The sequence below is a fragment of the Pseudomonas sp. St290 genome, assembly GCF_018325805.1.
GTDB classification, from domain to species: domain Bacteria; phylum Pseudomonadota; class Gammaproteobacteria; order Pseudomonadales; family Pseudomonadaceae; genus Aquipseudomonas; species Aquipseudomonas bijieensis.
Window position 1 is genome coordinate 4,845,386 of the sequence record NZ_AP014703.1, and the last position, 18,586, is coordinate 4,863,971.

General features: G+C 60.8%; 21 protein-coding genes. 3 read left to right on the forward strand and 18 right to left on the reverse strand.

Annotated elements, in window-relative coordinates; translation table 11 throughout:
* Positions 1-3: 3 nt before the first annotated feature.
* From dgoD to PBDP_RS20985, 3 genes are read right to left on the reverse strand one after another with little or no spacing between them, the layout of a single operon-like run.
* Positions 4-1,152, reverse strand: coding sequence for a galactonate dehydratase (gene dgoD, locus PBDP_RS20975; protein ID WP_003179439.1), 1,149 nt, complete (start codon positions 1,150-1,152; stop codon positions 4-6).
* A 49-nt stretch (positions 1,153-1,201) separates the two neighbouring features.
* Positions 1,202-1,822, reverse strand: coding sequence for a 2-dehydro-3-deoxy-6-phosphogalactonate aldolase (locus tag PBDP_RS20980; RefSeq protein WP_047228220.1), 621 nt, complete (start codon positions 1,820-1,822; stop codon positions 1,202-1,204).
* A gap of 19 nt (positions 1,823-1,841) precedes the next feature.
* Positions 1,842-2,825: a 2-dehydro-3-deoxygalactonokinase gene (locus PBDP_RS20985; protein ID WP_212801267.1), complete on the reverse strand. Its 984-nt coding sequence runs from the start codon at positions 2,823-2,825 to the stop codon at positions 1,842-1,844.
* Between the two features lie 188 nt (positions 2,826-3,013).
* Between PBDP_RS20985 and PBDP_RS20990 the strand changes: the two genes are divergently transcribed.
* Positions 3,014-3,646: a glutathione S-transferase family protein gene (locus PBDP_RS20990; protein WP_212801268.1), complete on the forward strand. Its 633-nt coding sequence runs from the start codon at positions 3,014-3,016 to the stop codon at positions 3,644-3,646.
* A 5-nt stretch (positions 3,647-3,651) separates the two neighbouring features.
* On the opposite strand, the gene PBDP_RS20995 is transcribed toward PBDP_RS20990, so the two are convergent.
* Positions 3,652-4,134: a GNAT family N-acetyltransferase gene (locus PBDP_RS20995; RefSeq protein WP_109754368.1), complete on the reverse strand. Its 483-nt coding sequence runs from the start codon at positions 4,132-4,134 to the stop codon at positions 3,652-3,654.
* Positions 4,135-4,318: 184 nt separating this feature from the next.
* Between PBDP_RS20995 and PBDP_RS21000 the strand changes: the two genes are divergently transcribed.
* Positions 4,319-4,660, forward strand: a complete 342-nt coding sequence (locus PBDP_RS21000) for a hypothetical protein (RefSeq protein ID WP_212801269.1) — start codon at positions 4,319-4,321, stop codon at positions 4,658-4,660.
* Between the two features lie 32 nt (positions 4,661-4,692).
* Positions 4,693-5,073: a Rho termination factor N-terminal domain-containing protein gene (locus PBDP_RS21005; RefSeq protein WP_212801270.1), complete on the forward strand. Its 381-nt coding sequence runs from the start codon at positions 4,693-4,695 to the stop codon at positions 5,071-5,073.
* A 540-nt stretch (positions 5,074-5,613) separates the two neighbouring features.
* Here the strand turns inward: PBDP_RS21005 and araH are convergent.
* The 14 genes from araH to tmk all read right to left on the reverse strand — a co-directional run bounded on the left by araH (position 5,614) and on the right by tmk (position 18,580).
* Positions 5,614-6,582 (reverse strand): L-arabinose ABC transporter permease AraH, encoded by a 969-nt coding sequence (gene araH / locus PBDP_RS21010; protein WP_003204223.1) that lies wholly within the window; start codon positions 6,580-6,582, stop codon positions 5,614-5,616.
* A 10-nt stretch (positions 6,583-6,592) separates the two neighbouring features.
* Positions 6,593-8,137, reverse strand: a complete 1,545-nt coding sequence (gene araG, locus PBDP_RS21015; RefSeq protein WP_212801271.1) for an L-arabinose ABC transporter ATP-binding protein AraG — start codon at positions 8,135-8,137, stop codon at positions 6,593-6,595.
* Between the two features lie 76 nt (positions 8,138-8,213).
* Complete coding sequence (locus PBDP_RS21020; RefSeq protein WP_176689324.1) at positions 8,214-9,218, reverse strand: substrate-binding domain-containing protein; 1,005 nt, start codon at positions 9,216-9,218, stop codon at positions 8,214-8,216.
* Positions 9,219-9,393: 175 nt separating this feature from the next.
* Entirely contained in the window at positions 9,394-10,212 is an 819-nt protein-coding gene (locus tag PBDP_RS21025) for an SDR family oxidoreductase (protein ID WP_024616941.1), read from the reverse strand.
* Positions 10,213-10,448: 236 nt separating this feature from the next.
* Complete coding sequence (locus PBDP_RS21030) at positions 10,449-11,324, reverse strand: SMP-30/gluconolactonase/LRE family protein (protein WP_116833141.1); 876 nt, start codon at positions 11,322-11,324, stop codon at positions 10,449-10,451.
* On the reverse strand, positions 11,321-12,067 hold the full coding sequence (locus PBDP_RS21035; protein WP_109754374.1) for a FadR/GntR family transcriptional regulator: 747 nt from the start codon (positions 12,065-12,067) through the stop codon (positions 11,321-11,323). Before PBDP_RS21035 ends, PBDP_RS21030 begins: the two co-directional genes overlap by 4 nt.
* A 179-nt stretch (positions 12,068-12,246) precedes the next feature.
* On the reverse strand, positions 12,247-12,807 hold the full coding sequence (locus PBDP_RS21040) for a DUF1285 domain-containing protein (RefSeq protein WP_212801272.1): 561 nt from the start codon (positions 12,805-12,807) through the stop codon (positions 12,247-12,249).
* A 13-nt stretch (positions 12,808-12,820) separates the two neighbouring features.
* Positions 12,821-13,426, reverse strand: coding sequence for a DUF4823 domain-containing protein (locus PBDP_RS21045; protein WP_109754376.1), 606 nt, complete (start codon positions 13,424-13,426; stop codon positions 12,821-12,823).
* 187 nt (positions 13,427-13,613) lie between these two features.
* Positions 13,614-14,582, reverse strand: coding sequence for a GTP 3',8-cyclase MoaA (locus PBDP_RS21050; RefSeq protein WP_014339493.1), 969 nt, complete (start codon positions 14,580-14,582; stop codon positions 13,614-13,616).
* Between the two features lie 155 nt (positions 14,583-14,737).
* Positions 14,738-15,376 carry a TetR/AcrR family transcriptional regulator gene (locus tag PBDP_RS21055; RefSeq protein WP_212801273.1) on the reverse strand — a complete coding sequence of 213 codons (639 nt, stop codon included), beginning with the start codon at positions 15,374-15,376 and terminating at the stop codon, positions 14,738-14,740.
* Between the two features lie 384 nt (positions 15,377-15,760).
* The gene (locus PBDP_RS21060; RefSeq protein WP_109754378.1) at positions 15,761-16,555 is read right to left on the reverse strand and encodes a TatD family hydrolase; all 795 of its coding nucleotides are present in this window, start codon (positions 16,553-16,555) and stop codon (positions 15,761-15,763) included.
* A gap of 11 nt (positions 16,556-16,566) precedes the next feature.
* On the reverse strand, positions 16,567-16,923 hold the full coding sequence (locus PBDP_RS21065; RefSeq protein ID WP_109754379.1) for a PilZ domain-containing protein: 357 nt from the start codon (positions 16,921-16,923) through the stop codon (positions 16,567-16,569).
* Between the two features lie 42 nt (positions 16,924-16,965).
* Positions 16,966-17,955: a DNA polymerase III subunit delta' gene (locus tag PBDP_RS21070; RefSeq protein WP_109754380.1), complete on the reverse strand. Its 990-nt coding sequence runs from the start codon at positions 17,953-17,955 to the stop codon at positions 16,966-16,968.
* Complete coding sequence (tmk, locus tag PBDP_RS21075; protein WP_176689320.1) at positions 17,948-18,580, reverse strand: dTMP kinase; 633 nt, start codon at positions 18,578-18,580, stop codon at positions 17,948-17,950. Before tmk ends, PBDP_RS21070 begins: the two co-directional genes overlap by 8 nt.
* Positions 18,581-18,586 lie beyond the last annotated feature (6 nt).

Sequence of the window (18,586 nt, forward strand, 5' to 3'; positions counted from 1 at the left end):
GACTCACCACTCGGCAAAACTGCCATCGGCATGGCGCCAGATCGGGTTGCGCCAGCGATGGCCGATAGCCGCGCGTTCGATGACGTATTCCTCGTTGATCTCGATACCCAGGCCCGGGCCATTGGGGATTTTCACGAAGCCTTTGTCGTAGTCGAACACCTGTGGATCCTTGATGTAATCCAGCAGGTCGTTGCTCTCGTTGTAGTGGATGCCCAGGCTCTGCTCCTGGATGAACGCGTTGTAGCAGACCGCGTCCAGTTGCAGGCACGCCGCCAGGGCGATCGGGCCCAGTGGGCAGTGCAGGGCCAGCGCCACGTCGTAGGCCTCGGCCATGTTGGCGATCTTGCGGGTTTCGGTGATACCGCCGGCGTGGGATGCATCCGGTTGGATGATGTCCACGTAGCCTTCGCTGAGGACTCGCTTGAAGTCCCAGCGCGAGAACAACCGCTCGCCCAGGGCAATCGGGGTGCTGGTCAGCGGCGCCAATTCCTTGAGGGCTTCGTAGTTTTCGCTGAGCACTGGCTCTTCGATGAACATCAGTTTGTAGGGATCGAGCTCCTTCATCAGCACCTTGGCCATCGGCTTGTGCACCCGACCGTGGAAGTCCACGCCAATGCCGACGTTCGGCCCCACCGCGTCCCGCACCGCCGCAACGTTGGCCAGGGCCAGGTCGACCTTTTCAAACGTGTCGAGAAATTGCAGCTCTTCGGTACCATTCATTTTCACCGCCGTGAAACCCCGCGCCACCGCCTCTTTCGCCGCGCGAGCGGTGTCCGCCGGTCGGTCGCCGCCGATCCACGAATACACGCGGATCTTGTCGCGCACCTGGCCACCGAGCAAATCGCTGACCGACACACCCAAGGCCTTGCCCTTGATGTCCCACAACGCTTGGTCGATACCGGCCAGGGCACTCATGTGGATCGCCCCACCGCGGTAGAAGCCGCCGCGATACAGTACGGTCCAGATGTCTTCAATGTTGCGTGGGTCTTTGCCGATCAAGTAGTCAGACAGTTCTTCGACGGCCGCCGCCACCGTATGGGCACGGCCTTCAACCACGGGCTCGCCCCAACCGGTCACGCCCTCGTCGGTTTCGACCTTGAGGAAGCACCAGCGCGGCGGAACGATAAACGTGGTCAGTTTGGTGATTTTCATCTTGTTGTCTCTCTTATCAGATGCAGCGCCCGGGGCGCTGGAAAAGTCTTCAGTTCAAGGCATTCCACGCGGCCACGTAGGCCTTGGCGCGCACCGCCACCTCATCTGCCGTCAGGCCTGGCTTGAACAGCCCGGAACCGAGGCCGAAACCCTTGACCCCGGCCTCGACGAACACCGCCATGTTGTCCGGCGTGATCCCGCCCACCGGCACCAGCACGGTCCCGGCCGGCAGCACCGCGAGCCAGGCCTTGACCACCGCCGGGCCCATTTGCTCGGCGGGAAACATCTTCAGCACGTGGGCGCCTTCGGCCAGTGCGGCAAAGGCTTCGGTGGGCGTGGCGACGCCTGGCGACAGATACAAGCCCGCCGCTTTCGCCGCACGCAGCACCTTCGGATCGCTGTGGGGCATGACGATCACTTGTCCGCCAGCGGCTTTCACCTGCTCGACCTGTTCCGGCGTCAGCACGGTGCCGGCACCGATCAGGCAATCGGCGGGCAAGGTACTGCGCAGGATGCGGATACTTTCGTACGGCTCGGGGGAATTGAGCGGTACTTCGATGACGCGAAATCCGGCGCCGTACAGGACTTCGCCGATGGCCGCCGCCTCTTCGGGACGCAGACCACGCAGGATCGCGATCAGCCCGTTGTGTGCCAGTGCTTGTGTGAGCATGTCAGACCTCCAGTCAGGTTTAACGCGATGCGGTGGAATCGAGCAGCCCGGCCGCCACGGCCAGTTGCCACAAACCACGTTCGGTGGCCTGTTCGGCCAGGGTCACCCGGGCGAAACCGCAGGCGTCGAGAGCCCGTTGATAACGGGCGCAGAGTTGGGAATTGCCGATCAACACCACGGCGGGCAAGTGGATGCTGTCGCGTCGCCGACGCTGCACGGTAGCCAGCGCCGTCAGTTCATGGCCGATCAACAGGCCAGAGAGATAGTCCGCCTGGGCGCTGGCAGCGAGTTCGCCGGTCAAGCCCAGGCTGCGGGCGCTGAACACGGTGGACAACGGACCGATCTCGCCGTCAACCGACAATGCCACCTGCACGCCGCGATCGAAGGCCTGGCCGTCGAGCGTCGCGCCGCGCTGCTGGGTACGGCCGAGAATGCTGTGGTCACTGAGCACGGCGAAGATCTCGCCGGTCATGAAGGTGTCGAAATGCACGATGCAACCATCGGCCACTTCCACCCATTTCGAGTGGCTGCCGGGCAGGCCGATCAGCACCGCTCCGTCCGGCAGGTTATGCAAGGCGCCGAGCACCTGAGTCTCTTCGCCGCGCATGACGTTGGGCAGCCGTGAACGCTGGATCACGCCGGGTACGATGTGCACATCGACACCGCGAAGACTACGAACGGTTTGTAGGGAATGTCCGAGATTGGCGACGTTGGCGGGCGTGTCGCAGTAGGGTGCTTCGCGCCAGCCCTGGGCGCTGCCGACCATACCGCAGGCTATGACAGGCAGGCCCGGCTGAGCATTGAGCCAATCGCCACAGGCCTCATCGAAGGCCAATTCGAAGCCGTCGATGCACACCTGGCCAGCCAGGGTTCGTGGCCCGGAGGGCAACTGCATGATCCCCGATGACAGCGAACGCTGTTCGAGCACCTCGCCCCCGGCGGCGAGTTTGTAAGCCCGTAATGAGGTGGTCCCCCAATCGAGCGCAATCAATTGCGCCTGCATCCGTTTCACCTGTTCTGTTTTTTGGCAGTGAGTGGGACGGACTATAAACCTGAGCGCAATAAAATCTCAATATATAAATATCACTCCCACATATTGGGATCTAGTACATCAACAACAAAGCCAATCGCCATCCGCCCAAGACCCTGCTACGTTTCTGCCCGGACGCCAAAAAACTCAGGGACAAAGTGATGGGACAACAGTTGAAAATCCTCGGCCGCACTTCTTCAATCAACGTCAGAAAAGTGCTGTGGACCTGTCAGGAACTGGAGATCGCCTTCGAGCGCGAAGACTGGGGCATCGGCTTTGCCTCGACCCAGGACCCGGCGTTCCTGGCCTTGAATCCCAATGCCCAGGTGCCGGTAATCATTGATGAGAATGGCGTGCTCTGGGAGTCCAATACCATTTGCCGTTACCTGGTGGGCAAACATGGGGCCGGCGATCTGCTGCCTGTCGAACCTGCCGCCCGAGCACGCATCGAACAGTGGATGGATTGGCAGGCCACGGAACTCAACCCGTCATGGGGCTACGCCTTCCACGCCTTGGTGCGCAAGAATCCGGACTTCCAGGACCCGCAGCGCATCGCCGCTGGCATCAAAGGCTGGAACCAGAAGATGGGTTTGCTCGAACAGCAGTTGAACCGCACCGGCGCCTACGTGGCCGGTACGAGATTTTCCCTTGCGGATGTGCTCATCGGCCTGTCCGTCCACCGCTGGCGCCAGACGCCCATGGAGCGTCCTGACTACCCGGCCGTGGCCGCCTATTGCAAGCGGCTCGAACAACGGCCGGGGTTTGCCGAGTACGCTGGCGACGCGTACTCCTGAGACGCTCAATTGCCTTGGGCGAAATCCCGGAGCACCTTGCCGTCCATTCGGTAGCGCACCCACTCTTCCTGGGGTTGCGCGCCGAGGGATTTGTAGAAGTCGATGGCCGGGGTGTTCCAGTCCAGCACGCTCCATTCGAAGCGACCGCAATCGTTGTCACAGGCAATTTTCGCCAGATGTCGCAACAACGTCTTCCCCGCCCCGCCACCGCGCTGTTCAGGGGTGATGTACAAGTCTTCGAGGTACAGGCAGTTGCTGCCCAGCCAGGTGGAGTAACTGAAGAAAAACACCGCGAAACCAATCGGCACGCCGTCACGCAGGCAGATCAGCCCGTGGGCGGTCGCGCCCTCGCTGAACAAGCTGCGCTCGATGTCGGCCACACTGGCGATGACTTCGTGGCGGGCCTTTTCGTAATCGGCCAACTCGGTGATGAAGGCAAGGATTTGAGGCGCATCGCTGGGTTGCGCAGGACGGATCTCGATGGACATGAACAGGCCTTGTAGCCAATTGAAAGCGCCATACTAAGCCGCCACGTGCCGCTCGTCACATATCGATCGATTTGATCGCGACACGAACCCACCTTCAAAAGCGCCATTCGTCGCGCCCCAGGCACCAACCCAAATCCAGTGCAGCCCAAGATCAGGCAAGCATTCTAAAAATGGAGGCGACACCATGATCACTTCAAGGCTGACTGCATTCACATTTGCCACGCTGCTGTCCTCGGTCGCTTTCGCGGCATCCACCGCTGGCACCGGGCCGACCGATCCGGTGCAGCCACCCAACTCTCCCGCAACCGAAGGCATGCCCAAGTTGAATACCGACGGCACTGGGGACCTGAACAATGGCCAGCCTCCCGCCACTGGCACTGATCCGCGCGTACAGGGCAATGACATGGGACGCCAGGGTGGAATGAATACGCCGGACTCCACGGCCCCCGACAACGCAGGGACCGGCGTGGGCTCGAAAACCACGACCGGAGGTTCGGGTTCCGAAGGTGGCGCCGCCAGCCAATAGCCTCTGCTTAGATATTTGAGGAGGAACATCCCATGCCTCGTGGAAGCAAAGACAAATACACCGCCGAGCAAAAGCGCAAGGCCGAACACATTGAAAAAAGTTACCAGAAAAAAGGTGTGTCCGAAAACGAAGCCGAGGCCCGAGCCTGGGCGACAGTGAACAAACAATCCGGTGGCGGCGAGCGTTCCGAAGGCTCGGGCAAGGACAAACCCGCGGCGGCCAAGAAAACCGATCGTAAGGAATCGGCCCGACGCGCCGCCAAGACCCGCGAAGGTCATCCACGCACCAGCAAAGCCTCCCATGGGACCCAGACCGTGGACAGCCTGATGAAGGAGGCCCGGGCGAAAAATATTCCCGGGCGTTCGAAGATGCGCAAGCAGGAGTTGGTCGAAGCATTGCGCAAGGCGGGGTGATGTTGGCGTCAGGGAGGACGCTATCGCGAGCAAGCTCGCTGCCACATGGGGTCCGCGTTGTGCCGAGGTTCTGGGCTCTGACACAAAGACCTGTGGGAGCGAGCCTGCTCGCAATGGCGGTGGGTCAGGTTAGAAAGTATTGAATGCACTGACGCCTCGCGAGCGGGCTCGCTCCCACATTGGATCTTCGGTGCGCCGGAATTTTGCGGCTGACACAAAACCTGTGGGAGCGGGCTTGCTCGCGATGGCGGTGGGCCAGGTTAGAAGGTGTTGAATGCACTGACGCCTCGCGAGCGGGCTCGCTCCCACATTGAATCTTCGGTGCGCCGGAATTTTGCGGCTGACACAAAACCTGTGGGAGCGGGCTTGCTCGCGATGGCGGTGGGTCAGGTTAGAAGGTGTTGAATGCACTGACGCCTCGCGAGCGGGCTCGCTCCCACATTGAATCTTCGGTGCGCCGGAATTTTGCGGCTGGCACAAAACCTGTGGGAGCGAGCCTGCTCGCGATGGCGGTAGATCACTCGCCAGCGATCTCTGGTTTCAGCGTTGTTTCAAGCGGTCAATCACCACCGCCAGCAACAGGATCGAGCCGCGGATAACGTATTGGTAGAAGGTGTCGATGTTCTTCAGGTTCATCGCGTTTTCAATGATCGCCAGAATCAGCACGCCCGCAATGACATGGCGAATCATGCCGATACCACCGCTCAACGACACCCCGCCCAGCACGCAGGCCGAGATCACGGTCAGCTCGAAGCCCTGGCCAATCATCGGCTGGCCCGAGGTCATGCGCGACGCCAGGATCACTCCGGCCAGGGCGCCGATCACGCCATGCACGGCGAAGATGATGATCTTGGTGCGATCAACGTTCACCCCTGCCAACAACGCCGCTTCCTGGTTGCCACCGATGGCCATGGTGTTGCGCCCATAGGTGGTGTAGTTCAGCAGCCAGCCGAAAAACAGGAAGCAGGCGATGGTGATCAGGATCGGCACCGGCACGCCGAACAATTGGCCGTTGCCGAATACGAAGAACGATTCCTGGGACACACCCACCGCTTTGCCGTTGGCGAAGATATAGGCCAGGCCCCGGACGATCTGCATGGTCGCCAGGGTGGTGATCAAGGCGTTGACCCGCAGCTTGGCGATGACGATGCCATTGATCAGGCCGACGATCAGCCCCATCACCAGCGCAGCGCTGACACCGAGGAATACGCTGTTGGTGTCGCGCATCACCACCGCCGCGACCACGCCGGCACAAGCAATCACCGAACCGACCGACAAATCGAAGTGCCCGGACGCCAGGCAATACAACATGGTGCAGGCCGCGATGCCGGTGGTGGAAATCGCCAGGCCCAGGCCACGCATGTTCAGCGGCGACAGGAAGTTATCGATCATCAGGGTGCAGAGCACGAAGATGCCGATGGCCGCCAGCAGCATGACCCAGTCGTCCAGGAAACGGCGCAAGTCCAGGGGTTTGCGTGCCGTTGGCAGTGCATTGTTTTGAATGGTCATGATTTACCTCTCAGTTCGCCGCGTCGGCAACGCGTTGGCGCGGCAGCGCCAGTTGCAGCAGGTTGGATTCGTTGGCCTGGTCACGCGGCAGCTCGCCGCGCATGGCCCCTTCGCACAGGACCAGGATTCGGTCGGAAATGCCCATCACTTCCATCAGGTCGCTGGACACCACGATCACCGCGATGCCCTCGGCCGCCAGGTTGTGGATAATCTGGTAGATCTCCGCCTTGGCGCCGATGTCGATGCCACGGGTCGGTTCGTCCAGCAGCAGGACTTTCATCGGCATCGACAGCCAGCGACCGAGAATCGCCTTCTGCTGGTTGCCGCCGGACAGGTACATGATTTTCTGGCTAGCCGCCGGCGTCTTCACCTTCAGCGACTTGATCTGCTTGTCAGCGTTGCCCCGCTCCCAATCACCGCGCAACAGGCAGCCAAGGGCGGAATGAGCCGGGCGCGCACTGATGTTGATGTTCTCGCCCACGCTGCCCAACGGGATGATGCCTTCCTTCTTGCGATCTTCCGGGCAGAGCAGCACGCCCGCGGCGATGGCATCGCGGGGTGAACGCAGTTTCAGTTCCTTGCCGTGCAGCACGAAGCTTCCCTCGCGCTGACGCTCCAGGCCACTGAGCAAGCGCAACAGCTCGGTACGACCGGCGCCGACCAGACCGAACAAGCCGAGGATCTCGCCCTTGTGCACCTGGAAGCTCACCGGTTCGCGCAAGCCCGGCCCCAACAGGTTCTTCACTTGCAGCGCCACATCGCCGCGCTCCCGAGGACGGTAATCATAGATGTCCTGGATATCGCGGCCGACCATGCAGGTGACGAGTTGATCATGGGTCAACTCGCTCATGTTTTCGAAGGTGCGGACATAACGACCGTCCTTGAATACCGTCACCGCATTGCAGATACGGAACACCTCTTCCATGCGGTGGCTGACGTACAACACCACTTTGCCCTCGTCTCGCAGGCGGGCGATGATCGCCATCAAACGGTCGATTTCACGGGCCGACAGGCTACTGGTGGGTTCGTCGAAGGCAATGACGTGGGCGCCCCGGGACAAGGCCTTGGCGATCTCCACCAATTGGCGCTGGCCGAGGGACAGGCGACCGACTTTTTCCTGCGGGTCGATTTCGTCGGCCAGGCCCTTGAGCAGTGTCAGCGCCTGCTGGCGTAGCACACCACGGTTGACCAGGCCGAAACGTGCCGGCAAATGGCCGAGAAACAGGTTTTCCGCGACGGTCATTTCCGGCACCAGGTGCAGCTCCTGGTGAATCACCGCCACACCGCTGGCGATGCTGTCAGCGGTGCCCTTGAAGACCATCGTCTGTTCGCCGATCTGCAGGTCACCGCTGCTCGGGATGTAGGCACCACCGAGGATCTTCAGCAACGTGGACTTGCCGGCGCCGTTTTCACCCATCAAGGCATGGACCTGCCCCGGATGGGCAACGAAACTGATATTGGCCAGCGCCTGCACGCCGGGAAAGGACTTGCCGATCCCGTTGAATCGCAAGCTGCCGCCGATGTTGTGTTGCCGTGTCGCTGTTTGCGCTTGCATAACCACCTCGAACTCACAGAGATCAAGCGATCCCGGTCACTCAGGTAACCGGGGTCGCTTTTGAATCAACCGACCGTCAATTCCACAGGCCGATCTTTTCCAGCTCCTGCTTGAAGTTCTCCCGGGTGATCAGCGTCACCTCGTCCATCGCGGTGTACTTCGGCGGTTCCTTGCCGGTGGTGATCCACTCGTACATCATTTCGGCGGTCTTGTAGCCTTCGATGTGCGGGCTTGGCAGCATCGAACCGAAGAAGCCGCTTTTCGGTTTTTTCAGCTCACCGATGGCGTCGGTACCGTTGATACCAATGCCGATCACGTTGTCGGCCTTGAAGCCGGCCGCTTCGGTGGCGCGTACGCCGCCCAGCACGGTGTTGTCGTTCATGCCGCCGATGATCAGATTCTTCGCGGCGCTTGGCAGCTTCACCAAGGCCGAGTTGGTGGAGTCCATGCTGCCGGGTACGTCGAGGGTCTTCAGCGCGGAATAAAGGATGTGGTCTGCCGGCATCCCGGCCTTCTTCAGGGCATCGACCGAACCGTCGGTGCGCTTCTTGCCGGTGTCCAGCTCGTTGAAGGTGTTGATCACCGCGTAGGTATCTTTCCACTCCCAGTTACGCTTTTTCGCTTCAGCAGCCATGGCGGCGCCCTGCTTCTGGCCCACTTCGAACGCGGCCATGCCCAGGTACGGCACGTCTTCCATGAACTTGCCGCTGGCGTCGACGAAGCGGTCGTCCACGGCAATCACCTTGAGATCGTTGAGCTTGGCCTTGGCCATGATGGCCGGGCCGAGGGACACGTCCGGCGGGCAGATCACAAAGCCCTTGGCGCCGTTGGCGGCCAGGCTGTCGATGGCCGAGAGGGTTTTCTCGCCGTCAGGCACGGCGATCTTGATCAATTCGAAGCCTTTGTCCTTGCTCGCCTTCTCGGCGAACGCCCATTCGGTCTGGAACCAAGGCTCCTCGGCCTGCTTGACCAGGAAACCGATTTTTACGGGATCAGCTGCCAGCAAGCTGCTGCTGAGGCTGACCGCGGTAACCGCCAGGGCGGCGCGACACAGGGAACGGATCCCACGACGATGATTCATAGCTGACTCCTTGTTTTTTTTATTGAAAGCCAAACGTCCAGGGTTCTGCTCCACCGTCGGTGGAAATGCGCAGGCTGGGCGGTTACATCAAGTTGCTACACAGCATAGGTCTAAATAGTCATATCGTATGATGATTGGATTACAGGCGAAGTTTCCGACTGCAATCCGGAAATATTCAGTCGTGATACATGACCGAACGTCCCCCATCGATGGTGATGCATGAGGCATTGATAAACGGTGCTTCGTCACTGGCCAGGAACACGGCTGTCATTGCCACTTCGATCGGTTGCCCGACGCGTCGTGGCGGGTGCAGGTCCAGCGCACGCTGACGTTCGGCATGGGGATCGGCGAAGCCGTTCCAGTAGTCGACGTTCAGTTGGGTTTCGATATACCCCGGGGCGATGGCGTTGACGCGTACCCCTTTGGGCGCGTATTCGATGCCCAGGGCGCGGGTCAGGCCGAGCAGGCCATGCTTGGCCACCGGGTACGGGAAACAGCCGGGAATGATGTGGGACGAATGGACCGAGGCAATATTGATGATGCTGCCCACGCCCTGCTCGATCATCTGTGGCAATACCGCCTTGCAGCCGTACCAGGCGCCATCCAGGTCGATGGCGAAGCAGCGACGCCAGTCTTCTTCGGTCATTTCCAGCGGGTCACGGAAGACATTGACGCCAGCGCAGTTGACCAACACATCGATGCGCCCGTGCAGCTCGACGGCGCGACGGGCCATGGCCTGCAAGTCCTGCGGCTTCGACACATCGGCCTGCAGCGCTTGCACATCGGCCCCGCGCTCCCGCCAATGAGCCGCCACCGCCTCGACCTTCTGCGCCTGGATATCACTGATCACCAGTCGAGCCTGTTGCGACGCGAACGCCGCGACGATGGCCTCGCCGATGCCTTGGGCGGCACCGGTCAACAACACGACCTTGTCTTTCAGGCGCTCACCCTTCGGTGGCTCCGGCACAGGTGGCAAGACCAAGGGCTCAGCCATGGTTCAAGACTCCTGTACGGGGGCACGACAAAAACCGGGCATCCACGGATGACCGGCGCAAAGGCGCTTGTAAGAACAGTGGCCGGCGTACGCCAGCGGGGCGTACGGGGAAAGATCGTTGCATCACTTCACCTGTTTTGTTTTTTTAGTGTGAGTGCGTATTGCCGATGGAGCCGACTATAAACCCGGCCGCCAAACAATCTCAATATATATATTTACATCCCATATTTTGGGATTTAACCTGCAAACCGTGTACACGCCACGCCGGGCACATCGACACGCATCGACAGCAGCGCACCGTCCAGCGGATGACCCAACGGGCTCGCGGCGCTGGTGATGTACAACGTCTTGAGGTCTTCACCGCCGAACACACAACTGGTCGGGCGGCTGACGGGCAGTTCGATCACCCGATCGACCTGGCCATCCGGGTTCAGGCGCAACAGGCAACTGCCGTCCCAGCGGGCGTTCCAGATGTATCCCCGGGCATCCATTGCTGAGCCATCCGGACCGCCACGCGGGTGTGGACCGAACCAGACCTCGGCAGGCGCCAGGTTGCCTTCCGGGTAGATAAAGTGCCGATACAACGTGCCATCCAGGCTGTCGCCGAAATACACCGAGGTGCCATCGGGGCTCCAGACCAAGGTGTTCGGAATACCCAGCCCGCGCAACAGGGGCAGGACACGGCCATCACTCCCGACGCGAAATAGGCCGCCGGACCGGTGCTCGATCGGCAAGTCCTCGCCTTCGGCACCGATGTTGTTCTGCATCGTGCCGAGCCAGAGCTGGCCCAGGGCGTCGCAACGGGCCTCGTTGGCACGATTGCCTGGCTGGGGATCGGCCATGCACAACAGCGTCAGGCGCGGCTCCAGGCCCGGCGAATCAAGATCAAGGCGGTAGACACCGCTGCTCAGGGTCACCAAGGCGTCGCCATTTTGGGTCGGTATGAAGGCGGACACATGCTCGGGCATCTGCCAGATATCAACATTGGCGCCGATCAACCGCAGTGCCTGCTTGCCGGCGATATCAACCCAGTACAATGCCTGGGTCGGCTCGTCCCAGAAGGGCCCCTCGCCCAATTTCGCCCGGTGTTCCGTCACAGCCGTCCACTTCATTGAAACCTCCTGTTCCCGACTTGCCCGGCGGCGTCTGTTCGACCAGCCATGACATTGGGGTAAAAGCGTTTGATCGCCAGGTCGGCGTTATCGATCAGGGTCATGCAGGCCCAGACACCTCGCGCCGCGTCACGGGCGGCGATGGCGTCGGCGATGTCCTTGTGGATGGGCAAGGTGCGGCGCAGCTCATCCGGGTCGGCCGCCGACACCTCGAACGACACCGCAAGCAGCGCCCCCAGGGCCGGGACCATTTGTTCGATGAATTGATTATGGCTGGCGGCAAGGATGCACTCGTGGAAAAACTGGTCGGCGCGGTTGTAATCGGCGCCGCTGTCCACCGCCCGCTCCAGCGCATGGTAAGCCAGGCGGATCGCCTGCACCTGATCGGCGGTGGCCCGCTCGCACGCCCAGCGCACTGCCATCGGCTCGATGGTACGGCGCAGGTCCAGCAAGTCATCGACAAAGTTTTCCGGCAGGCCGCTGCGTGACAACCAGCCCACCACTTGGGGATCGAACAGGTTCCAGCGTCGCACCGGCAACACCCGCGTGCCGACTTTCGGCCCGACCTCCAGCATGCCCTTGGCGACCAAGGTCTTGATCGCCTCGCGAATCACCGTGCGACTGACGCCCAGTTGCTCGCCCAAGTCCGCCTCGACCTTGATGGTTTGCCCAGGCTTGACCTGGCCGGCGGCTATCCAACTGCCCAGCCAATCGACGGTCGACGCATGAAAACTGCTGGACATGAAAACCCCGCGGGCCACTCTTATTGGAGGCCCACGCTAATCATCATATGATTGGGTGTCAATTTGAATTTTACGGCTTCACTCCTGTGGGAGCGAGCCTGCTCGCGATAGCGGTGGGTCAGTTAAGGCCGGGTTGACGGTGCTGCCATCATCGCGAGCAGGCTCGCTCCCACAGAGGATCAGGGTTCCAGGCCTATGGGGAAAAACTCTCCGCCGCTCCACACGCCCAACCAGCGCTGTCCGTCGATCTCGCGGCTGACCGCCAGTTCCACCAACTGGTAGAACACATTGCGATGGATCAGCGCTTCCAGATTGCTGCGTACATGCACGTAGGGCGCAGGCTCCTGGGTCTGGGGGTCGATCACCACCCGCAACGGATGCTCGGCACCGGCCTCGGTGGTTTCCTCGACATTGGTGGTAAAGCGCAACAACTGCCCTTCCCCGTGTCCTTCGACCTCGAGGGTCACGGCCACGAACGGCGCGTCATCGACCTTGATGCCGACTTTTTCCACAGGGGTAATCAGGAAGTAATCATCGCCGTCGCGGCGGATGATGGTGGAGAACAGCTTGACCATCGGCTTTCGCCCAATGGGCGTGCCCAGGTAGTACCAGGTACCATCCCGGGCGATGCGCATGTCGATGTCGCCGCAGAAGTCGGGGTTCCACAAGTGGACTGGCGGCAGGCCTTTGGTCTTGGGGATCTGCCCCAGCAAGTCATTGGCTTTTTGCGGTCCGCTCATGGTGACTCCTTAGTTACTCGTCGCTCATCCCCAGCAGGCTGCGGGCATATTCACGCAAAGGCGTGGCGATGAGGTCTTGTGGCTGCTTGTCGTGCAACGTCAGTAAACCGCCACGACTCTTGATACGTGCAGTATCAATCAAATACTGGGTGCTGGTCTCGATCAACATGATTTGAATCACACTGGTATCGACACCCAGGCGATCCACGGCTTCCTCATCCTGCCATTCGTCAGTGTTGCCGATGCGGTTGTCGGCCTTGGCGAACCGGGTGTACAGCAGGTAATGGGCACCGGCGGAACGGGCTTCACCCATGGCCTGGTCGAGGCCTTCGGGAGTACGGGCGCGACGGACCATGGGGAAATATTCGATGAAGCCATTGAAGGCTTCCTCGGCCACGACATTGGGACGCGGATAGGCGCTGCCTGGCGGAGCGAAGGCTCCCTGGGCAATGTAGATGAACGAGTCTGGCTGGATACGCAGGTTGTTTATACGACGGCTGTCGCTATGGTCCAGCAGGCCGGCATCGCTCATGTGATAACGAACGCCCTCTCCCATGTCGCTGACATTCATGCAACCGCCAAGCACCAAAACGGCCAGCAGCAAAACCAGGCTACGCATCCTACCCTCCAAAAACCGGTGTCGGAAAACCGGCGAATGGTCGTGGGATGCAGCTTTTGCGCCAGCTCATCAAGATGGGGGTCAGACGTACCCAAGTGAATGGGAAATTGCTATCGCGGGCAAGCCTTGCTCCCACATGGTAAGTGTCGTACTTGTGGGAGCAAGGCTTACCCGCGATAGCAATGGATCAGCCGCCGATGATTTTCATGATGGTCGCGCCGCCGGAGAACGCCACTTCCTGCTTGTCCCCCAACGCCTTGACCAGCAAGCGCTGAAGGGCTGGCAAGGCCTGATGCCGCGGTTTGTCCAGTAGATCGCCGACAAAGTGTCGGTTACTCGAAGACAGGCAGCCATGCAGCCAACCCGTCGAGGACAGCCGCAGCCGGGAGCAGGTACGGCAAAAAGGCACGCTTTCATTGGCGATCACACCAAAGTGCCCCAGCCCCGGTATCTCATAACGCACCGCCGTGGCATCCACCGGTGCGTCGGCTTGCAGGTATTCGTACTGATCGCCGATCAGGCTGAGCAGTTGCTGGAGGCTGACGAACTGCTGCAGGAATGCATTGGAGTCGCTGGCCAGGTGGCCCATGCGCATCAACTCGATGAAACGCAACTCATAGCCACGTTCCAGGCAGTATTCGAGCAACGGCATCACCTGATCCAGGTTCTGCCCGCGCAACGGCACCATGTTGACCTTGATCTTCATCCCGGTGGCCCGGGCCTGTTCCATGCCGTCGAGCACGGTCGCCAGGTCGCCGCCACGGGCGATACTGCGAAACGCAGCGGGGTCCAGGGTGTCAAGGGAAACGTTGATCCGGCGAATGCCAGCGTCTACCAGCAAAGGCAGTTTTTTCGCCAGCAACTGACCGTTGGTGGTCAGGCTGATGTCTTCCAGCCCCATCTGTCCCACCGCCGTCATGAAACGTTCGAGCTTGGGGCTGACCAGCGGCTCACCGCCAGTGATGCGCAGCCGCTCGATTCCGGCGGCCTCGATCAAATAGGCTACGCCGCGTGCCATGGCTTCGGCTGACAGTTCATCCTGCGCAGCCACCAACCGCTTGCCATCAGGCACGCAGTAGGTACAGGCGTAATTGCAGGCAGAAGTCAGGCTGATCCGCAAATTGCGGAAACGCCTGCCTTGACGGTCAACGATCATGGATCACTCCGGCGAAAGAAGAATCGGACCTGTGAAACTTGACCTCTAAATCAAGATTTCGCAAGACCCAAGCCTGAGTATATTACTGGGGCACTGCGCCATGTAAGCGGACATGGCGCAATAAGACAGCTGAATGTCTTGGCCTGTGCGGCCAATCAGCTACTCTGGACGTCGGTATCGCGCTTGCGCTTGTTGCCCATGCGCACGCCAATGTCCATCAGGAACTGGAAGAAGCCTTCCTGGTCTTCCAACACATTGCTCCAGAACGGTGAGTGATACAGCGCCACCGCGCCGTGCACCAACGCCCAGGCTGCGCAGTAATGGAAGTAAGGCGGCACGTCTTCGAGCTTGCCTTCGCTGATCCGGCCTTTGATCAGCTGGGTCAGGCGTTCGAAGTTCGAGGCGCGGATCTTGTGCAGCTCCTCGACCATCTCCGGCACCTGGTTGCCCTTGACCACCTTTTCTTCCAGGCGGTCGAACAAGCGGTAGCGCTGCGGGTCACGCATGCGGAACTCGAAGTAGGCCCGCGACAGGGCTTCCTTGTCCTTGTCCACATCCGCCGAATGCAGCAACTCGTTCAAGTCGCGCTCGTAATCGAGCATCAGGCGCAGGTAGATCTCCGCCTTGGATTTGAAATGTTTATAAATTGTGCCTTTGCCGATACCCACGGCATCCGCAATCATCTCGACGGTGACACTGTCTTCACCCTGGTCGAGGAACAACTTGAGCGCGGTGTCGAGAATTTCCTGCTCGCGGCGGCGAAACTCACGGACCTTACGGGGTTCTTTGTGCATAAGAAAAAGGTCTGAAGGGTCAAAATTCGAAGCCGGGTATTATGCCTAACTTACGCAAAAATGCACGGATCATCCGTTCTCGGCCACTGTTCTTCACAAAACCGTACACACCCGGCCCGCCGTTTCCCACGCCAATGTACCGCGCCTGCGCGCTTTGACGACAGTGAGAACTTATCCGAAGCGAGCGTATTCCAAATTTGTTTAAAAACCACCCCGGCCCGACTGGACGCGTTGGCATACTGATCAATACTTCAACTGTCGGCGCGACATCTCCCCCAAGTGACGCGCTGATAAAGGTACCAACGGACCGCGTGCCTTTGTTTTACTCCTAATGGTCTTAACCCGGATTCACCCCCCAGAACCCGGGTTTTTTTTGCATGGAATTCAGGCTTGCACCGGCCGGACGTGAGCCAGCGGAAACAATTGCTTAAAATTTTCCGTCGTCTGCTCGGCAAACCGCTCGTAGGACTCGCCGCGCAGCATCGCCAGGAACTCCGCCACTTCCCGTACGTATTGCGGAAGATTCGGCTTGCCTCGATAGGGAATGGGCGCCAGGTAAGGCGAATCGGTTTCCACCAACAATCGATCAGCCGGCACTTTGCTGGCGACATCGCGCAATGCATCGGCATTGCGGAACGTGACAATCCCGGACAAGGAAATGTAATAGCCCATGTCCAGTGCTGCCTTGGCCATGTCCCAGTCTTCAGTGAAGCAATGCAGCACCCCGGCCTGGGGCAGCGCGGCATCACGCAGCAAGGCCAGGGTGTCGGCCCGGGCGCCACGGGTATGGATGATCACCGGCTTGCCGGTTTGCCGGGCGGCCTCCAGGTGCAGCCGGAACGACGCCTGCTGCACGTCGGCGGCTTCCGGCTCGTAGTGATAGTCAAGGCCGGTTTCACCAATGGCGACAACCCGTGGATGGTCGAGCTCACGCAACAACCAATCGAGCGCCGGCGCGGCGTCTGGCTGGACATCCAGCGGGTGGACACCGACCGAGCAATCGACATCGGCATAACGTTCGGCCAGTGCCTTGACGTCGGCGGCGTTGTCGGCGCTGACGCCGATGCACAGGAAGTGACCGACACCCCGTTGGCGGGCCGCGTCCAGCGCAGCATCCAGGGAGCCGCCGTGGGCAGCGAGGTCGAGACGGTCAAGGTGACAATGGGAATCTACAAGCATAAAGGGCTGGGCTACATCGTATGGGTGGGACGGTCGGACTTCAGGGAGCCGGCCAAGTGGGTTTCGATCTGATTGCGAGCCGAATTGTCGCCGTCGTTGAACTGCACGCCAACGCCAGCGGCCCGGTTGCCCTGGGCGCCTTTGGGCGTCATCCAGATCACCTTGCCGGCGACCGGGATCTTTTCCGCTTCATCCATCAGGCTCAAGAGCATGAACACTTCATCGCCCAAGCGATAATTCTTGTTGGTCGGAATGAACAGGCCACCGTTCTTGATAAAGGGCATATAGGCGGCGTAAAGCACCGACTTGTCCTTGATGGTCAAAGACAGGATGCCGTTGCGTGGCCCGGGACTGACAGGTTCGTTCATGCTGATCTCCGCTGCGATTGAGCTGAGTTTAGGCAGTACCTGTCAGTTTCGACCAGGCAAACTCGCCCACTGCACCAACAGCGCCTCGAGCAATAGCACCCGATTGAGGTTCGCCTTGCCTAGCACCTTCTGACGTTGGGCAAGAATCCAGTCCTGAATGTTCAAGATTTTATCCTGGCTGCTTTTTTGCGCCAGGTACTGGATGACCTTGCGCATGTCCGCCAACCCCAGGCCGGCCTCATCCTCGGTCAGTTGGTAACGCAGGATCAGGCTCGACCAGTCGCAGAACCAGTCAAACAGCAGGAGCAACGGGATCGCATTCCAGCCCTCGGCCAGTTGCGTGGGGGATTGCTGCTGCTTGAGCAGTTTCTTTACCCCATCCACCACCAGGGCCCGCTGTTCACGCACGCCCTGGGCCTGAAGGCTGACAGCCGCCAAGGGCGAGCCGGCCGCCAGGGTCAGCAGCTCGACACGCTCTTCGTCGCTGCTATCGGGCAAGGCCTGGGCCAGCCACTGCAAACTCATCGCCTCGCTCGGCAGCGGGCAGGCCTGCTGCACGCAACGACTCTTGATGGTCGGCAGCAAGCGGCTCGGCTGGTGGCTGACCAGCAACAGCACGGTATCGCCGGAAGGTTCTTCAAGACTTTTGAGCAAGGCGTTGGCGGCGTTGATGTTCATCGACTCGACCGGCTCGATCAGTACTACCTTGCGCCCGCCCATCTGCGAGGTCTGGACCACGAAGCTGACCAGATCCCGGACCTGGTCGACCTTGATCGCCTTGTCCGCCTCCTCCGGCTCCAGCACGTAATTGTCGGGATGGCTGCCGGCCTTGAGCAGCAGGCATGACTTGCACTCGCCACAAGCGTCGTTCGAGACACCCGGGCGCAGGCAAAGCAGACTGGCCATCAGACGCTCGGCCAGTGCCCGCTTGCCGATGCCGACCGGTCCGTGCAGCAGATAGGCATGGGCATGCTGGGCACGACCGGCCAATTGCTGCCAGAGACCGTCTTGCCACGGATAGGCTTCAGCCACGGACACGCTCCAGCAAACGCGGCAGCAAGCCGTCCAGGGACTGTTGCACCTGGGCCAGCGGTTGCGCCGCATCGATCAACAGGTAACGCGCCGGATCGGCCTTGGCGCGACTCAGGAAGGCATTGCGCACGGCGTTGAAGAAAGCCTGGCCCTCAAGCTCGAAACGATCCAGCCGGCCACGGGCGCTGGCGCGGGCCAGGCCGATTTCCACCGGCAGGTCGAACACCAGGGTCAGGTCTGGCCGCAGGTCACCCTGGACGAAGGCTTCCAACGCGGCGATGCGCTCCACGGACAAACCGCGACCGCCACCCTGGTAGGCATAGGTCGAATCGGTGAAACGGTCGCACAGCACCACGGCGCCACGGGCCAGCGCCGGGCGAATCACCTCGGCCAGATGCTGTGCCCTGGCCGCGAACACCAGCAACAGCTCGGTGTCGGGGTTCATGACTTCTTCAATGGGCGCCAGCAGCACCTCGCGAATTCGCTCGGCCAACGGTGTGCCGCCCGGCTCACGGGTCAACACCACCTCGAGGCCGGCGGCCCGCAGGCGTTCGGCCAGGTATTCGCGATTGGTGCTCTTGCCGGCGCCTTCCGGGCCTTCCAGCGTTATAAACAAGCCAGTCACAGGCGA

What these genes read in the sequence shown, in the direction of transcription:
- PBDP_RS21040 (WP_212801272.1), bottom strand. Translation starts at nt 12,807, where the DNA reads ATGAGCGGACCGCAAAAAGCCAATGACTTGCTGGGGCAGATCCCCAAG.
- PBDP_RS21035 (WP_109754374.1), bottom strand. Translation starts at nt 12,067, where the DNA reads ATGTCCAGCAGTTTTCATGCGTCGACCGTCGATTGGCTGGGCAGTTGG.
- PBDP_RS21060 (WP_109754378.1), bottom strand. Translation starts at nt 16,555, where the DNA reads ATGCTTGTAGATTCCCATTGTCACCTTGACCGTCTCGACCTCGCTGCC.
- araG (WP_212801271.1), bottom strand. Translation starts at nt 8,137, where the DNA reads ATGCAAGCGCAAACAGCGACACGGCAACACAACATCGGCGGCAGCTTG.
- PBDP_RS21045 (WP_109754376.1), bottom strand. Translation starts at nt 13,426, where the DNA reads ATGCGTAGCCTGGTTTTGCTGCTGGCCGTTTTGGTGCTTGGCGGTTGC.
- PBDP_RS21005 (WP_212801270.1), top strand. Translation starts at nt 4,693, where the DNA reads ATGCCTCGTGGAAGCAAAGACAAATACACCGCCGAGCAAAAGCGCAAG.
- PBDP_RS21050 (WP_014339493.1), bottom strand. Translation starts at nt 14,582, where the DNA reads ATGATCGTTGACCGTCAAGGCAGGCGTTTCCGCAATTTGCGGATCAGC.
- PBDP_RS21020 (WP_176689324.1), bottom strand. Translation starts at nt 9,218, where the DNA reads ATGAATCATCGTCGTGGGATCCGTTCCCTGTGTCGCGCCGCCCTGGCG.
- PBDP_RS21030 (WP_116833141.1), bottom strand. Translation starts at nt 11,324, where the DNA reads ATGAAGTGGACGGCTGTGACGGAACACCGGGCGAAATTGGGCGAGGGG.
- araH (WP_003204223.1), bottom strand. Translation starts at nt 6,582, where the DNA reads ATGACCATTCAAAACAATGCACTGCCAACGGCACGCAAACCCCTGGAC.
- PBDP_RS21000 (WP_212801269.1), top strand. Translation starts at nt 4,319, where the DNA reads ATGATCACTTCAAGGCTGACTGCATTCACATTTGCCACGCTGCTGTCC.
- PBDP_RS21025 (WP_024616941.1), bottom strand. Translation starts at nt 10,212, where the DNA reads ATGGCTGAGCCCTTGGTCTTGCCACCTGTGCCGGAGCCACCGAAGGGT.
- PBDP_RS20990 (WP_212801268.1), top strand. Translation starts at nt 3,014, where the DNA reads ATGGGACAACAGTTGAAAATCCTCGGCCGCACTTCTTCAATCAACGTC.
- PBDP_RS20985 (WP_212801267.1), bottom strand. Translation starts at nt 2,825, where the DNA reads ATGCAGGCGCAATTGATTGCGCTCGATTGGGGGACCACCTCATTACGG.
- dgoD (WP_003179439.1), bottom strand. Translation starts at nt 1,152, where the DNA reads ATGAAAATCACCAAACTGACCACGTTTATCGTTCCGCCGCGCTGGTGC.
- PBDP_RS20995 (WP_109754368.1), bottom strand. Translation starts at nt 4,134, where the DNA reads ATGTCCATCGAGATCCGTCCTGCGCAACCCAGCGATGCGCCTCAAATC.
- PBDP_RS21055 (WP_212801273.1), bottom strand. Translation starts at nt 15,376, where the DNA reads ATGCACAAAGAACCCCGTAAGGTCCGTGAGTTTCGCCGCCGCGAGCAG.
- PBDP_RS21065 (WP_109754379.1), bottom strand. Translation starts at nt 16,923, where the DNA reads ATGAACGAACCTGTCAGTCCCGGGCCACGCAACGGCATCCTGTCTTTG.
- PBDP_RS20980 (WP_047228220.1), bottom strand. Translation starts at nt 1,822, where the DNA reads ATGCTCACACAAGCACTGGCACACAACGGGCTGATCGCGATCCTGCGT.